Here is a 16,540-nt window from a genome sequence, read left to right as displayed (position 1 = left end):
TCTGATTGGTTCTTGCGATGCAGAGTGCCGTTGTGCGCCCGATGCCGCTATCCGTCAAAAAAGGGGTATTGGGTGACCTCCCTATTTTGGGGATCGAACCGGCTTGCAGAGAATGCCGGAATAGCTACCATGCCTCTATCGCGAGAGGATCAGCTGGAAAGGACGAACACACGCCGTTTCGCAACGGATCAGTAGGGTCGTCGATTGTCTACAGACTGGTTAATCAGATCCAAGCTCTCCCCGCCACCGGTTACCGGATCGGCGCTCGTCCGGTCGCAAGGGCAACGGCTGCTCGACGATCGCATTCCTCTGGTAATTCTTGAAGCGCCAGCGGGTTACGGCAAGACCACGCTGCTCGCGCAGGCATTCCACGAAGCACAGGCAACCGGGCGGAACACGGCCTGGCTTTCGACCGACAAGGATGACGGCGACCTGCGAACATTGCTGAGCTATCTCGTGGCCGCCATTGCCGAAACCGGCATCGACCTGGGATCGCTCATGCTCGCCGCACCCCACGGATTTGCGGATATCGCCCCCAGGAACGTCGTGGTCATGCTGGCCAATGCACTTGAGGCAGCGGCTATCGACACACCGATCCTCGTGTTCATCGACGATCTGCACCTCGCCGAATCCGAAGCGCTCGGTCCCATTCTGGAAACTCTGATAGCCCAGACCCAGGGGTTGTGCCGGTTCATCATATCAACTCGTGCCCAGCTCAATCTCGCGCTGGCGCGAATGCGGGGAGCCGGGTTGCTGGACCTGCTCGGCCCATCCGAACTCCGGCTCAGCGAGCAGGAAGTCCGCACTCTGATTGCCGATCATTGCAGCCCGACGGATCTCGAAACCGTGGTGGAGCGGATCGAGGGATGGCCCGTGATGGTTCAGCTCATGCGGTTGTCGCTGGACCACCATGGCGGCAGTGGTGCCGCCCTGCCTCCGGTGGCCGGACATACGATCGATCTGGCAGCCTATCTTTCCGAACAGGTCATCGCCGGGCTGGAACCGGACATGCAGACGGTATTGATGGCCATGTCCGTATGCGAAAGGTTCAACGGCGATCTGGTGAACCATCTTTGCGGGCGGGAAGACGGATGGGCTGTGCTGGACGACCTGTCACACCGTGGCCTCCTGCTCGTCCCGGTGGACATGTCAGGCGACTGGTATCGCTATCACACGCTGTTCGGTGAATTCCTGCTTAGCCGCCTGAAGCGGACGACCGGGGAAGAACACATCGAGTTGAGCCGACAGGCTGCACGCTGGTTCGCGAGCGAGGGACTTCTGCGAGATGCCGTCAGGCTGGCCGCGGGGATCGACGTCCAGGTCACAATCGACATCCTGCGCGAGGCAGGTGGCTGGCTGGTCGCCTTTCGAGGGGGCTCCGACACCCTCAGGATCATCGCCAATCTTCCCGAAGAAACGCTGCGGGCAGATCCTTATCTGAGGCTGGGCCAGATATATATGCTGGCCCAGGAAAGCAGGCTGGAGCAAGCCAAGAACACTTTTCACGACCTGCTCAGCCGGACCAGCAGCAGATCATTCCGGAACGCCGAGGACGAAGCGTTGTTTCAGGTGAGCGCCGGAGTGCTCGATGCCTTGCTGAGGCTGTATTGCCTCGAGCGGATCGATCCCGATCGGCTGCTCGCGTTGAGCCGTCGTTGCCGCGTACCGCTCCCGCCCTTGCTCAGCACGATGGTGACGCACCTTGTCGGCTATGCCCGGTATTGTGACGGTGATTATCCTGAGGCCCGCCATACCGGCTATGCTGCGGCAAATCAGGCACGGACCGTCGGCGCGGACTTTATCGAAGCCTACAGCTATCTGTGGTTGGGAGACACGCATCTCGAACTGGGAGAACTGCAGGAAGCAGAAGCAAGCTTCAATCGCGCGGTGCGGTGCGCAATCACCAATTTCGGTCCGAACTGCAATCAGGCAGTCGGCGGGCAAGTGTTTTTAAGCGAACTGGCCTACGAACGCGACGATCTCCTGACTGCGGAACCTTTGATTCAAACGGCCATCGAAGGAATCGAGCAAAAGGATCCATGGTTCAGTGTCTACCGATCCGCATACCATGTCGCTTCGGAGATTCTCTTGCGCAAGGAAGGCTGGACCGCAGCCATCGCTCTTATCGACGAAGCTACCGAGCGGTTGAGACTGCGCCAATTGACGATCTACTCCCCCTACCTGATGCTCAAGCGAGGGGAGATCCTCACTACGGCCGGCCATTTCGACGAAGCGTTCGATATTCTCACCAATTGCTCCACGCCCGGCGGTGAGGCCGGCCCCAATGGTACGCGTCTCAGGGTTCTCGAACGGATTGCCGAGGCCCGCCTTGCTCTGGCCATGGACAAGGTTGACGAAGCCACCGGTGTCCTGGAGCAGATCGAGACCTTGCTGGCAGATCGCGGCCAGGTGCGAAGGATGATCAAGGTAAAAACCCTCCTCGGCCTGGCGTGTTATCGCAGTGGCGACGTCAATCGCGCGAACCGGCTGTTCAGGGAGGCTCGCAATCTCTCCGCCCCCCAGAAGCTCATAGGGCCGATCATTGAAGAGCAGCCGCTCCTCGAACGCTTCCTGAATGGCCCGGCGATCGAAATACTGATGCCCAACGCCCATCCTGTGGCGCTTGCAGAACAGACCGGGCCATTCAGGCAAGCCGGCCCGGCGATCCGGCTCACGCGGCGGGAAAAGCAGGTACTGAAGCTTCTTGCCGACGGCATGTCCGGCAAGGAGATCGCAACGGAAATCAATCTCACGGTCAGCACCGTGATGAGTTACAGAAAGAATCTCTATCGCAAGCTGGAAGCCAATTCCCGCTCCCGCGCCATTCGCAAGGCACGGATGGCGGGATATATCTAGCTGCAGAAACAGGCCCCCAAAAAAATATCTGAATTCGGACTGCGGATGGTTCGTGGGCGCGGCGTCTGCAAGACATGCGCATATGCTTCCTCTTCAACCATGACCAGATTCACCAGGTCGCTCACAGCCTTCCCGTAGCCATCGCCCTGGCCAAATCGGGTTTTGCCGGCGAGATCATCGTCGCGACCACCACCGAACGCATGGCCAATGAGGTTCAACGTATGGCCGGCGACATGCTAAATGATCGTATCGAGCATGTCCGGCTGGGGCTGAAACCGTTTACCAGACAGTTGAGCGGGATGCTCGGCAGGTTCGTTCCAGCCGCCAAGATACTCGTTTACAGGGATAATCTGGAGTTTTTCCGTAGCCTGGACGTGCTGGTCGTCGCAGAGAAGACATCGCTACTGCTTAAGTCGCAATATGGTCTCAACCACCTCTTGATGATCCATACCCGCCATGGCGCCGGAGACCGGGCCATTGGCTTCGACAAGGCAAGCTCCCGGTTCGACCATGTCTTGTGTTCCGGCCCCAAGATCAAACAGCGCCTGATCCGGGAAACCGGGCTGCCCGCCGACAAGATAAGCATGGTCGGATACCCCAAGTTCGATCTGCTCGCGGCTGCCCACCGGACCGCGTTGCTCCAGAATGGCAGGCCGACCGTGCTTTACAACCCGCATCCATCGCCGCACCTGTCCTCATGGTATCGCCACGGACGCGAAATGCTCGATTTCTTCGTCGACAACCCCGACTATAATTTGATTTTCGCTCCTCACGTCATGTTGTTCGAACGGAACTTCGTGCTCACGATCGACAAGCTAACCGTTAACCGGGCAGGCGAACTCGAACGGCGGTATCTGCGCGGAGACAACATCCATATCGATCTGGGTAGCCGCGCCTCGACCGATATGACCTATACCCTCGGCGCAGACATCTACATCGGCGAAGCGAGCAGCCAGGTTTACGAATTCATGTTGAAGCCCCGCCCCTGTATTTTCATCAACAGCAACGGCCACGACTGGCGAGGGGATCCGAACTTCCGGCATTGGGAAGCGGGTGAAGTCATTTCCCGACCGGATGAGCTCGGTCCTGCTCTGGCCCGCGCCCAAGCCTTGCACACCTTGCAGTATCGCGCGGTACAGGAAAGGCTCTTCGCAGAAAGCTTCGACCTTTCAAACGAACCGTCTTCCGATCGCGCCGCAAGAGTTATCGCCGATATAGCCAATCCCAATGCGAAGCGTTACCCGACAACCCAGGTGGCCTTGGTTGCATAAACGACTTGGCGATGGCGTTAAATTCAGGCGCAACCGCAAAATACCTAGTCTCTTCCGGTCGCACGAAAGGGCTGAATTTGTCTTCTAGAAGAGCGCCTGCGAAAGGTGCCATCGGTCGAATTTTTTCAGGCATTGGCCTGGTGCTGGGCGGCAAGGCCGGAGCCGGCCTGATCAGCCTTGCCTACCTCTTCATGGCAACCCGTTTTCTCGGCCCCGCCGAATACGGGATGCTGGTTCTCGTCCATGGATACGTTACGACGGTCTGCGGTATCATCGAATTCCCCGCATGGCAGGCGATCCTGCGATATGGGGCCGAAGCCGACCGGGATGGAGCGATGAATCGCCTTTCCCGGCTGCTGCGGTTCGGCGCCAAGGTAGAATTGGCAGGCGGGCTGCTGGCGATCCTGGCAGCGATGCTTCTCGTTCCCGTCGTCGGGCCGCATCTGGGCTGGTCCCCCAAAGCGATGGCGTTCGCCCAGATCTACAGTCTCGCAGTGCTGGGCTCGGTTCGTTCGACCCCGGCGGGATACCTGCAATTGCGGGGACGGTTCGACCTGATCGGTCTGCACAACATGGTGCAGCCGTCCGTACGGCTGATCGGCGCGTTGATCGTGATGGCGTTCGGCTGGGGGCTCAAATCGTTTCTGGTCGTGTGGCTGTGCGCCGCCCTTGCCGAGTTTGCCGTGTTGTGGGGCATGGGCCTCTGGCTTGCCTGGCGCCAACTCGGCTCCAGCCTCTGGCGTCCCGGTGGAGGCTCCCCAAGCCGGGAGAACCCCGGCATCTGGAGATTTCTCGCCGCCAGCAATGCGGACGTAACCTTGAGCGAACTTGCCGGGAGAGTGTCGCCACTGATCGTCGGATGGGTCCTTGGCCCGGCAATGGCCGGGCTGTTCGCCGTTGCACAACGCGCCACTGTCATCATTGCCCAGCCAGCGCAAATCCTTGGAAATACGGCTTATGCCGAACTTTCACACATGGTTGCACAGGGCCACGGCGGCGCCCCGCTTCGCAACACATTAATCAAGGTAATCGGTATTGCCCTTGCCGGTGCGTTGCCTGTCATTCTGGCAGTCACCTTGATACCCAACCAGATCGTCACTCTGCTCGCCGGTCCCGCGTTTACCGGAGCTGCAAACGTAATGATCATTCTGGTCATGGCTCGCACCATCGCCATGATCGGGCCGCCATGCAGTTCCGCATTGTCGGCACTGGGCCATCCAGCACTGTCCATGACTGCCAATCTGGTGTCGAGCCTCGCGTTCCTGCCGCTGTTGCCATGGTTGCTTCATACCTGCAGCCTGATGGGCGCGGGTTTCCAGGCATTGGGGCAGGCGCTTCTGGCCAGCGGATTGCTCGCTCTCCTAGTTTGGCGGAGCAGTCTGCGAAGATGACGAAGGCACGCATCGCCTATGTCATCAATTCCGTGGAAGGGGGCGGCGCAGCTCTCCCCGTCCCCGCCATCGCACGCATCCTGCGCGCGCAGGGCGCGCAGGTTCGGGTCTTCGCGCTAACCCGGCGCGATGGGCGTGCGTTGCCAGCCATGGAACAAGCGGGGCTCGACCCCATAGTACGCGAAGGCGGCGAAACCGATCACCTTGCGGCCGCAAGTTGGCTGGATGAGCAATTGCGCGCCTGGGGCGCCACCCATGTGTGGACGTCTCTCACCCGTGCCACTCTGCTCGGCCTTTTGCTGGGCCCAAGGCTGGGTTTGCCGGTTATTGCATGGCAACATGCAGCTTATCTCAAACCATGGAACCACCGTCTCATGCGGCTGCTCCAGTCCCGCGCCTCGTTATGGGTGGGTGACTCCCGCTCTGTTGCAGAACTGACTGCGCAACGGCTTGGAGTGGGGTCAGACAGGCTCACGACATGGCCGATCTATTCCGCGGATGAGCAAATGCCGCGCGCGCAGGCATGGCAGGCGGGAGAGCCAATCCGCGTCGGCAGTTTAGGTAGGCTTCATCCCGTCAAAGGATACGATGTTCTCATCGCTGCCCTATCCCGGATGAAAGCCCATGGCTTCACGCCCCCCGCCCCACTGCAAATCTTCGTTGGAGGCGAAGGGGCAGAACGCGCGAAGCTTGAGGCCATGGCGCGTGAGGCCGGGCTCGATTCACTCAGCTTTGTCGGTTACGTCGAAGATTCCAGAACCTTTCTCGCCGGCCTCCACCTCTATCTCCAGCCCTCTCGCTCCGAAGGGTTTTGCATCGCGGCACACGAAGCACTGACGGCAGGACTGCCCGTCATAGCATCCAGAACCGGTGAAATGCGTCACTCCATTACGGAAGGCTGCAATGGCTATCTCGTTGCGCCCGGCGACGCAGATGCTCTTGCATCATGCCTCATGAAAGCGTTGATCGAACCGGACTCACTTGGCCCTATGGGCAGCGCGGCTCGAGAGGACGTTTTGCGCCGGTATTCGCAAGATGGTTTCGAAGCCGCAGGAGCCGCTATCTGGCAGCGTATCGTCCAAATGCACGCCTGAGGTCGAGCGCCAATCCTGCCAGCGAACGGTCAATCCGCTTGCAGTCGATAAGCGTGACCGGACCGCAAGCCGTGAGGGTGTGCATGCCATGACTATAGGGGTATGCACTGGATGGAATGGCCAGAGGTTCACCTGCTTCGGCCAATATCCCGATTTCGCTCTGCAAATCGATCCACAGGGGACGGATCGCGCCACCGTAGGTCCTGCTACAATCCTGAACAGGCAGCATAATCCTGCCGTCCATCACGATCGGTTTGCCGCCAGGGCGCGCTGAGTCCGACGCGATCCTGACCGGGTTTTTGGGATGGAAAACCCACGGCCCGCACAGATTTTCCGCCCACGCTACATGCAAGTGCGCCAGCTTCGACGTCTTCGAAGCAGCGGAAGAGTAAAATAACCACCACCGCCCCTGCCAGTTCAGAATACTGGCATCGACCGGGATACAATCCAGGTCGATGACACACTCCGGCCGCCAGTCATCAAGGTCCCGATGCGCGCGATAGAGTGTCAAACGACCGGAACGATGTGCCTCAGGCAACATCCAGATCGCGCCCTCCCCCTCAAAAACGAATGGATAGGAAAGGTGCCATGGTTCTCGAAGACTGACACGACGATCGACAAGCACATTCCGGCCATCGAATAAAAGCCGTTCAATCACTCCATGACGGGTGCGGTAATCATAGCTTTCCACAAAGACATGGAGGCAATCTTCGCCGCGCAACCCGAACGGGTCCGCCATAAAGCAAAAGGGTCGCTCTTCGGGAAACCAGCGCACGGCAGAGTCATCAATTCCATTGGAAACGATGTTCTCTGCGGACTGCGCAACGAGCGCGCATCTCCAGATGTCTTTCCTGCGTGGCACAATCGCAGGCCTTAGTATTTTCCGCGATGGGCGCCAGTTCAATTCTGCTCCCGGCTCACCCAATCACCCGCATCAGCATGAAACTATTGCGCAACGGACCGATTGGCGCTCTCGCCACTGACCGGGCCACGCCTTCAGGCTCGTTCCCCGAACCATGCCATCTCGTACGCCTGGCAGAGCGGATCGTGCGTCAACATTCCACGACCGACGAACTGCACGCGATTAAGCCATGCGTATTTCTCGATGTCCGGATCGATTTCGATTTGTCCTGTCAGGAAAATCGGGGTTTCTCCACGAATGTGCGAGTCCATCTCCCCAACTGAAAGATACTGGAAGAAAAACGGCGTCCCGTCCCCGGCAGTCAAGGCCAGACGAACAGTAACATGGCCCGCATACGCTCCCTGAAGATAGGTCCCCATCCCGAACTCCATCGAGACCTTGCCGAGGAGATCGGTCTCCCAGTCGACACCTGCCAGATGCGCCTCTGCGCGAAGCGCGAGCGGGCCAGCATGCCTTATGGCCCGTTCCGGATAGACCAGCATATTCCCGAATGGGTGCAATTCAATCGACAAGCCACTCTCCCATTTGTCTTTCGTATGGTGGCTTCTTCTCTCGTTACACCACCTCAGGTTCCACTCGCATCCGCGCTGGCCACCCCCTGAAGTAAAGCGATCTTGCCGGAATCATAGCTCCGTATCCTGCCATCCACCACCCAGGGCGCGAAAGAGATCCACTTGTGCAAACACCACAGCCCGCCTGCCGGTAGCCAGGTCTGCTTCAGCATTCGCCAACGTCCTCTGCGCGTCGAGAACTGCCAGAAAATCTATGCGCCCGGCACGCTGACGGGCGAGGCTGACATTGGCCGCACGCTCGGCCGCATCGCGCGCGGACTCAAGCCTTGTCTGGCGCAGCATGGCATTCCGGTAGGCCGAAAGCGCTGTTTCCGTTTCCTCAAGCGCCCGCAGAACCGTGCCATCGAAGGTCGCAAGGTCCGCCTTCGCATCCGCCCGGGCCTCACCGATCCGGGCGCGGATTGCTTCCTGATTGGGGAAGGACCACGAGATGAGCGATCCGAGCAGCCAACGCAGTGGCCCGCCTCCCAACAGGTCGGTCGCGCCAATCGCCGTGGTACCGGCCGATCCGCCAAGCATAATACGCGGGTAGAGATCCGCAGTAGCGACCCCGATCCGTGCCGTGTCAGCCGCAAGCCGCCGTTCTGCGGCGCGCACGTCCGGCCTCCGGGCCAACAGTGTGCGACCGTCGCCCACAGGTATCGGCTTGGAAAGCTCTGGAATCGTCGGGCGCTCGCTCGCTGCCTCAGGCAATTGCCCGGGCGTCCGGCCTGTCAGTGTCGCAAGACGAAACAGGGCTGCATCCCGATCCGCCATGAAAGACGGTATGGACGCGGCCTGCTGGTCGCGGAGTTGGCTGACCCTTATCACATCCAGCCGGTCAGCGAGCCCATGTTGCTCCCGCGCGCCGGTAATTCGCACGGAACTGTCCAGCAGATCGACCGTCTTTTGCGCGACTGCTATTCGTTCCGCCGATGCGGCGGCATCGACGTAGGCACGAACGGTATCGGCAACGACTGCGACACGCACTGCTGCTGCGTCTTCTTGCGTTGCCTCGTAATCTCCACGCGACGCTTCCACGCTGCGGGCCACGCGACCGAACAGATCGAGTTCATAGCCGATCTCGATCCCCCCATCGATCGTACGTCTTTCCCTGTCCGCACCGGGCGTGACCTGACTATCAGGAACCCTGCCATACGAGGCAGAAGCACCGATGTCCGTTGAAGGCAGCCGGCTCGATTGCGCCCCGCGTAACGAGGCCCGAGCCCGTTCGATCCGCGCGACGGCGACACGAATGTCCGTATTGGCGGCCAATGCATCGGCAACCAGCTGATCGAGTGTCGGATCTCCGTAAAGCCGCCACCAGTCATCCGCCGGTTCAGACTGGCTGACCCCAGGCGTGGCATCCGCTCCAAGAAATGGGCCAGACGACACCACTGGAGGAACCGGAGCGACATAATCCGGCCCGGCCGCACACCCCGTCAGGCTGGCACTGGCCAACAACGAAAGGAGGAGCTTGTTTGTCTGCATCTCTGCTGTCCTATTCTGCCGGCTGCAAGGCTGGTCCGGCATCAGGCCGTGCCTTCTTGCGCAAGTGTTCGGCAAGCTTGCGGCACACGACGTAGAAGGTCGGCGTAAACAGCAAGCCGAATGCGGTCACACCGGTCATCCCGAAGAATACCGCTGTGCCGAGTGCTTGCCGCAATTCAGCCCCAGCTCCACTCGCGATGACCAGCGGAACGGCGCCCAGGATAAAGGCGAAGCTGGTCATCAGGATCGGCCGCAGCCGAGTACGCGCGGCATGTACGGCTGCCTCCTCTGGCGACATGCCACGTTCCTCTTCCGCCTGTTTGGCGAACTCAACCACCAGAATCGCGTTCTTTGCAGCCAGTGCGATCAGGACGACGAGACCGATCTGCGTCAGGATATTGTTGTCCATTCCCCTGAAATTCACGCCCAGCATCGCAGCGAACAGGCACATCGGCACGATCAGAATGATCGCCAGAGGCAGTGTCAGACTTTCGTATTGTGCCGCGAGCACGAGGAACACGAAGAACACCGCCATCCCAAAGACGATCGCCGCGGTGTTGCCCGCAGTCTGCTGCTGGAAGGCGATGCCCGTCCATTCGTGGGCGTAGCCTGCCGGAAGCACTTCATCGGCCAGCTTCTCCATTGTCGCGAGCGACTGCCCGGATGAATATCCCGGTGCGGTATTGCCATCGACCTCGATGGCGGGAAGCAGGTTGTAGCGTACCACGCGATAGGGGCCGGTCCGGTCCTCAAAAGTGGCAACCGAACCGATCGGCACCATTGCCCCTGAGTTCGAGCGAGCCTTGAGATTGGCTATATCGGCTGTCGATCCGCGATAAGGGGCATCGGCCTGGGCAGTGACACGATACGTCCTACCCAAGAGATTGAAATCGTTTACGAAGGTTGATCCGAAATAGACCTGCATTGCCTCAAACACGCGCTGAGGCGGCACGCCAAGCAGGTCAGCCTTCTGTCTGTCGACGTCTGCGAAAATGCGCGGGGAGTTCAAGTTGAACAAGGTATAGACCTGCGCAAGGTCTTCCGTCTGGTTAGCCTTCGCAATCAGGCCGCCAGCAGCCTGCGCAAGCGGCCCATAACCGCGTCCCTCACGATCTTCCACGATCATGCGATAACCGCCGGCCGGGACGATACCATTGATCGTCGGAGGCGGCAGCAACACGATCTGCGCCTTGTCGTAGCCTGCGATCGCCTGGTGCGCCTGATCCATGATCTGCTGATAGGTGACGCCGAGCTCCTTGCGCTCATCGAAGCTCTTGAAAGGGAAGTAGATGGCACCGGAATCGGGCGACGCCGTCCGGGAGGGGCCATGGAATCCGGCAAACATCACAGCCCCCCTGATCCCCTTGATCGGCAGCAGCTTCTTGGCGACCTCTTGCGTCACCGCGTCAGTGCGTTCGAGCGACGAGCCCGGCGGCAGGAAAATCGCGGCCATGAAATAGCCCTGATCCTGCTGGGGAACGAAACCGGCTGGAGTAGCCCAGAACAGCCCCATGGTTGCCGCAATCAGACCGCCATAGACCATCATGACGCGCTTCGGCCGCTGCACGAGCCTGCGGGTCAGGCTGGAATATTGCGATGAAAGACGTTCGAAACCACGGTTGAAGCGGTCCGCCCATCTTTGCAGCAGGTGCTGCCAGTTGGATGCGTTTGCATCGACCGTACCGTGCGGGCGCAGCAGTACGGCCGCGAGCGCAGGGGACAAAGTGAGCGAAAGCAGGAGTGAGATTGCCGTTGCAGTCGAAATCGTCACCGCGAACTGCTGGTAAAAGGCCCCCGAAAGCCCCGTCAGGAACATTGTCGGCACGAACACCGCACACAGCACCAGGACAATGGCGACAAGCGCGCCGGAGACTTCGTCCATCGAAACGCGGGCCGCTTCGAGCGGCGACAGCCCTTCGCCAATGTAGCGTTCGACATTCTCGACCACGACAATCGCATCGTCGACAACAATGCCAATCGCCAGGACCAGTCCGAACAGCGAAAGGTTGTTCAACGAATACCCCAAGGCCGCCAGCATGACCGCCGTGCCGATCAGCGACACCGGAATAGCGATGATCGGGATGATGGCCGCACGCCAGTTCTGCAGGAAAACGAGTATCACGAGAACGACAAGCACCATCGCCTCGAACAAGGTGTGATAGACTGCGTCGATCGACTGACCGATAAACTCGGTCGGATTGTAGATCACGCTGTATTCCAGTCCCTTAGGGAATGTCCTGGCAAGGGAATCCATTTCGGCGTGAACCGCCTCGGCAGCATTGAGCGCATTCGAACCGGGGCGCTGAAGCACCGCGATCACCACTGTCGGCTTGCCTGACAGGTATGTGTTGATGTTGTAGTCCTGCGCCCCGAGCTCAACCCGGGCGACATCCCGCACACGTACCTGCCGACCATCGGCATCGGTACGGATCACGATATCGCGAAACTGTTCGGGGCTATCGAGCCGCCCCTGCATTTCAACGCCGACCTGATAGGCATTGCCCTTGTCAAACGGTGGCTGACCGATTGCACCGGCCGAAACCTGAACGTTCTGTGCCCTCAAGGCTGCCAGTATCTCGCCCGCGGTTAGGTCAAGCGCAGCCGCGCGGCCCGGATCGATCCAGATCCGCATGCCGTAGTCACGCGCACCGAACAGACGCACGTCACCTACGCCGTCAACCCGCGCAAGCCGGTCCTTCACTTGGGTGAGCGCATAGTTGGACAGGTAATTGCGATCATAGGTGCCGTCTGGCGATTGCAGGTTTACCACCATCAGGAAGTCCGGCGAGGTCTTGCGGGTGACGACGCCAAAGCGTTGCACTTCCTCGGGCAAGCGCGGAGTCGCAACCGCAACACGGTTCTGTACCAGCACCTGAGCCGCATCGAGATCGGTCCCGATCTTGAATGTGACAGTAATCGTGACCTGCCCGTCCCCGGTCGATTGGGAACTCATGTAGAGCATGTCGTCGACGCCGTTGATTTCCTGCTCGATCGGCGCGGCTACGGTGTTGGCCACGGTTTCGGCTGACGCACCAGGATATTGCGCGGTGACAGTGACCGTGGGTGGAACCACGTCAGGATACTGGCTAACCGGAAGACCCAGAAAAGCCAGCGCGCCGACCACGGTGATAATGACCGCGATTACACTGGCAAAGATCGGCCGGTCGATGAAGAACCGGGAAAATCGCATGTTGCTTGCCCCTTTGCGGGAAGGCCCGACAGTGCGCCGGACAGGATCAATCGACGAGAGTCGCCTGCGCGGCCATGGGTTCGGACGGTGTGGCGGTAGGCTCTGAGCGCTTTTCCGGCCGGATCGTCGTGGACTTCACAGAAACTTTCGATCCCGGTGCAGCCGCCTGAAAGTTCGAGATCACCACGGCATCACCCTTGACCAGCCCGGAACGGATCACCCGCAACCCGTCAACCAATGGACCGATCGTGACCGGCTTGGCAGCGACCGTACCTTCGCGCCCGACGACCAGAACGACTTTGCGTGTCTGATCCGACTGGACAGCGGCATCTGGCACCAGCATTGCCTGAACCGTACCACCTGTCGCCAGACGCATGTTCCCGAACATGCCTGGTGTCAGGAAGCCTTTCGAATTTGCGAAAGTCGCACGGCTTCGAATTGTCCCCGACCGGGAATCGAGCCCATTGTCGGTAAAATCCAGCCGTCCTTTCCAACGGTAATCGGTCTCGTCCTGCAGCCGCACTTCAACTTCACCCGGTTGCTGGTTAGCAGCCCGATCTCTCTGTGTTTTGAGGAACAAGGCTTCGGACGCATCGAAATCGAAATAGATCGGATCGATCGCGTTGATCGTGGTGAGCAAGGTCGCATTGGCACCACCTTCCCCCGATACCAGGTTGCCGGCATCGACCCGCCGATCCGAAACCCGGCCTGAAATCGGCGCGCGGACAGTTGAGAATTCAACATCAAGCGCACGTGTCCTTACCCGAGCCTGCGCTGCGGCAAGCGCAGCCGTTGCCGAACGAACCTTCGCTCGCAAGGCGTCGATCTCGCTGGCGGAAATCGCTTCATCGCCTGTCAGGCCGGAGACCCTGCCATAGTCCGCCCTCGCCAATTCCAGGGCACTGCGCGCAGAAGCGGCATCGGCCTGAGCTTCCGCCAATGCGGCACGATATGGGCGCGGGTCGATTGTAAAGAGCGGCGCGCCCTTTCGAACGTAGTCGCCGTCACGGAAATGAATTGCGGCAATCGCACCGGAAACGCGAGGGCGAACCTCGACGGACCGGCTCGGTGAAAAGCGACCAACATAGTCATCCCACTGCTTCACTTCGCGAATGAGCGGGTGGGCCACCCCGACAGTTACCTGCGGCACTGCCGCGACGGCACTGCCGGGCCAATCGATCAGTTTCCAGGATATGCCGCCGACAATGACGAACGCAGCGGCCACAATCGCCCAACGGCGAATATTGCGCTTGCCGGCTCGCGCACCGGAAACATGCTCCTCGTACACGGCTTGGTCGGAAGGAATAAAAGGCAGGTTCACGCTGCAACCCTCCGCAGACCCGCAATCGCTTCGATGATCTGCTTGACCTGAATTTCGCTGTAGCAGGCGGCGACAGCGTCCTTCATCGCCGATACCGGCAACGCATAGTCATAGTGCCAAGCCTGTACTTCCAGTCTCCGAAGGGCTTCGAGGCGCTTGTTGGCCAGTATGGCCGAAGGCGGCGTCGGCCCGAAGACGATCCTGCCCAGCCAGTTGCGGGGATGCTGCGGGCGCAAGGTTTCGATGCCGTCTCCTCGCGCCAGCTCAACCACTCGCCATTCCAACTGCGTCAGTTGCCCCGGCCGTGTTGCGGCGAGCACTGCTTCCGAACCCGTCTCATGCTCTATCGTCGGCGCAGTCACCGACTGACCACGCGTCCCGAAACCGTCCTCATATCTCATGTCTAAAGCTCCCTGAGGGTCCGGCGCGCGCCTATTGGGGGGGGTTGAGGGAGGCGCGCGCCGGGGTTCTCCGGTGTGCGCAAAGTGCACCGGAGAATTATCATGCAGCGATCCTGGCAAGGCGTTTCGTCTGAACGCCCTACCGTAATCAGCCATAAAATTATCGGGATCCGCCAACCGAATGGCAGTGCCACAAATCAGCCGGTCAGCACCGGCCTGTAATCAACTTATGCACACGGCCTCCATTCAGCTGTAGGCACGACCTACTTTCTATACTGATCGGTATATATTGCAATGCAGCAAGCCGTCAACCGATTTATGTACCGACCAGTAAGATTGTCGCCGAAATCCGGATTTCAAGACCTGAATCGCAGATGAATGGGAGTTTTTTATCCCGGCCCGAAACGCTATTTGCTTGGCCAGCAGGCCAGTGTCGTCGCCACAATGCGTTCGAGTGTCTCGCGACTCGTGCCTGCCCCCGCTTTTACGGAAAGGCCCTGCATCACCGTGGTGAGATAGGTGGCAAGCGCTTCAGGGTCTGAGTCTTCAGACAGATCGCCCTCTGCCCGCGCGCGTTCCAACCGGTCAACGAGCGCTCTTTCCGAAGAAGCACGCCGGGCGATGACTTCCTTGCGGATGGACTCCGCTTCGGATCCGCATGCGACGCTGCTGATCACGCCAAGGCAACCTTGCGGGTCATTGTCCCCGCAATGAGTCGCCAGCGCGCCGTGAAGCAAGCGTTCCGCCACTCCACGTGCGGTCGGCGCCTCAAGCGCCGAGCTGACGTAACACAGCTTCTCGCGCTCATAGAGATCCAGCGCCTTGCGAAACAGCGCTTCCTTGTTCCCGAAACACGCATAAAGGCTGGGCTTCGTAATGCCCATGGCCTCTGTTAATTCGGCAAGCGAAGCCCCTTCGTAACCACGCTGCCAGAAGATGCGCAGGGCAGTAGCCAGCGCGTCTTCAGGGTCGAACTCTCGAGGCCGACCGCGCGTTGCAGTAGTGGTGGCGGGACATTGCATAACGAACGATATGTAGTCTGCAACCAGGCTATCGTCCAGAGATGCGTTGATTCCAGTCTCGAAATTGCCTTTTGACCGGTTACCGGCCCGGCGGATTCAGGCGATTGCGATTTTCTTCAACCAGTTCTTTCAGCCACTCGCGAAACACCCTGATTTTCGCCAGTTGACGCGTATCCTTGTGGGTCACCAGCCAGAAACTTCGCGTCAATCGCCACTCCGGTAACAGCCTGATGAGATCGGGATCGCCTTCCCCCAGAAAGCACGGAAGAATGCCGATCCCGGCACCCGAAGCGATCATGCGGTGCTGTGCGAGGATACTCGAAGACCGCAAGCTTGGCGCCAGACCTTCCTGAAGTTCATCCAGATAATTCAGTTCAGGTGCATAGAGCATGTCCGGAATATAACCGACGAGGCGATGGCGTGAGAGCAGCGCGCGATGATCCTGCGGCAAACCGTCACGTTCCACTGATTTTCGCGACCCATAGAGTTGCAAAGCGTAATCGGCGAGCTTCCCGGCGACAACCGGGCCGGCTTTCGGGCGCGACAAAGTCACCGCCACGTCCGCCTCGCGCTTCGATGGGCTGAGAAAACCACTATTGGCAACAATATCGATGGAAAGCTGCGGATAGCGATCCGCGAACCCCTGCAGGTTCTGTGCGACAAGGCAACTGCCGAACGCTTCGGAAACACTGACACGCAGCAACCCGCTCGGCCCGTTGCCGCCTGCGGCACTGGCTGCAATTCTGGCCGCGGACCGTTCCATCGCCTCGACATTGGCAAGCATGGCCTCACCCGCCTCGGTCAACACCTGCCCAAGGCGGGTCTGCTCGAACAAGGTAACGCCAAGCCGCGCCTCAAGCCGTCTCAGCCTGCGCCCCACCGTCGTCGGGTCGACGCCCATCGCGGCTCCGGCGCGCCCGATATGCCCTGATCGGGCAATGGCCAGAAAGGCCTGATAGTCATTCCAGTCCGATACCTGCATTATTGCAGGAGTTAGTCGCATAATTGCACCTTGCCTGCAATCGTCAAG

12 protein-coding genes are annotated in these 16,540 nt (G+C 59.8%); 4 read left to right on the top strand and 8 right to left on the bottom strand.

Annotated features, from left to right (window positions below; all coding sequences use genetic code 11):
- Nucleotides 1-204: 204 nt before the first annotated feature.
- The 4 genes from MB02_RS12425 (at nt 205) to MB02_RS12410 (ending at nt 6,612) form a co-directional block, all read left to right on the top strand.
- Entirely contained in the window at nt 205-2,856 is a 2,652-nt protein-coding gene (locus MB02_RS12425; RefSeq protein WP_067537851.1) for a LuxR C-terminal-related transcriptional regulator, read from the top strand.
- Between the two features lie 74 nt (nt 2,857-2,930).
- On the top strand, nt 2,931-4,127 hold the full coding sequence (locus MB02_RS12420; RefSeq protein WP_067537848.1) for a hypothetical protein: 1,197 nt from the start codon (nt 2,931-2,933) through the stop codon (nt 4,125-4,127).
- A gap of 140 nt (nt 4,128-4,267) precedes the next feature.
- On the top strand, nt 4,268-5,518 hold the full coding sequence (locus MB02_RS12415) for a lipopolysaccharide biosynthesis protein (protein ID WP_235829503.1): 1,251 nt from the start codon (nt 4,268-4,270) through the stop codon (nt 5,516-5,518).
- Nucleotides 5,515-6,612 (top strand): glycosyltransferase family 4 protein, encoded by a 1,098-nt coding sequence (locus tag MB02_RS12410; RefSeq protein WP_067537841.1) that lies wholly within the window; start codon nt 5,515-5,517, stop codon nt 6,610-6,612. Before MB02_RS12415 ends, MB02_RS12410 begins: the two co-directional genes overlap by 4 nt.
- On the opposite strand, the gene MB02_RS12405 is transcribed toward MB02_RS12410, so the two are convergent.
- The 8 genes from MB02_RS12405 to MB02_RS12370 form a co-directional block, all read right to left on the bottom strand.
- The gene (locus MB02_RS12405) at nt 6,578-7,474 is read right to left on the bottom strand and encodes a glucosamine inositolphosphorylceramide transferase family protein (protein WP_067537838.1); all 897 of its coding nucleotides are present in this window, start codon (nt 7,472-7,474) and stop codon (nt 6,578-6,580) included. The genes MB02_RS12410 and MB02_RS12405 overlap by 35 nt on opposite strands.
- Nucleotides 7,475-7,608: 134 nt before the next feature.
- Nucleotides 7,609-8,046 (bottom strand): single stranded DNA-binding domain-containing protein, encoded by a 438-nt coding sequence (locus tag MB02_RS12400; protein WP_067537835.1) that lies wholly within the window; start codon nt 8,044-8,046, stop codon nt 7,609-7,611.
- A gap of 111 nt (nt 8,047-8,157) precedes the next feature.
- Nucleotides 8,158-9,576 (bottom strand): efflux transporter outer membrane subunit, encoded by a 1,419-nt coding sequence (locus tag MB02_RS12395; protein WP_067537832.1) that lies wholly within the window; start codon nt 9,574-9,576, stop codon nt 8,158-8,160.
- Between the two features lie 10 nt (nt 9,577-9,586).
- Nucleotides 9,587-12,766, bottom strand: coding sequence for an efflux RND transporter permease subunit (locus MB02_RS12390; protein ID WP_067537829.1), 3,180 nt, complete (start codon nt 12,764-12,766; stop codon nt 9,587-9,589).
- Between the two features lie 46 nt (nt 12,767-12,812).
- Nucleotides 12,813-14,009, bottom strand: coding sequence for an efflux RND transporter periplasmic adaptor subunit (locus MB02_RS12385; protein ID WP_407919340.1), 1,197 nt, complete (start codon nt 14,007-14,009; stop codon nt 12,813-12,815).
- A 74-nt stretch (nt 14,010-14,083) separates the two neighbouring features.
- Nucleotides 14,084-14,488 (bottom strand): hypothetical protein, encoded by a 405-nt coding sequence (locus tag MB02_RS12380; protein ID WP_067537826.1) that lies wholly within the window; start codon nt 14,486-14,488, stop codon nt 14,084-14,086.
- A 407-nt stretch (nt 14,489-14,895) separates the two neighbouring features.
- Nucleotides 14,896-15,510, bottom strand: a complete 615-nt coding sequence (locus MB02_RS12375; protein ID WP_067537823.1) for a TetR/AcrR family transcriptional regulator — start codon at nt 15,508-15,510, stop codon at nt 14,896-14,898.
- 79 nt (nt 15,511-15,589) lie between these two features.
- On the bottom strand, nt 15,590-16,513 hold the full coding sequence (locus tag MB02_RS12370) for a LysR family transcriptional regulator (RefSeq protein ID WP_235829501.1): 924 nt from the start codon (nt 16,511-16,513) through the stop codon (nt 15,590-15,592).
- Nucleotides 16,514-16,540 lie beyond the last annotated feature (27 nt).

The organism is Croceicoccus estronivorus (assembly GCF_001625325.1).
Lineage (GTDB): Bacteria > Pseudomonadota > Alphaproteobacteria > Sphingomonadales > Sphingomonadaceae > Caenibius > Caenibius estronivorus.
This window is presented reverse-complemented; position numbering and strand designations above follow the sequence as displayed.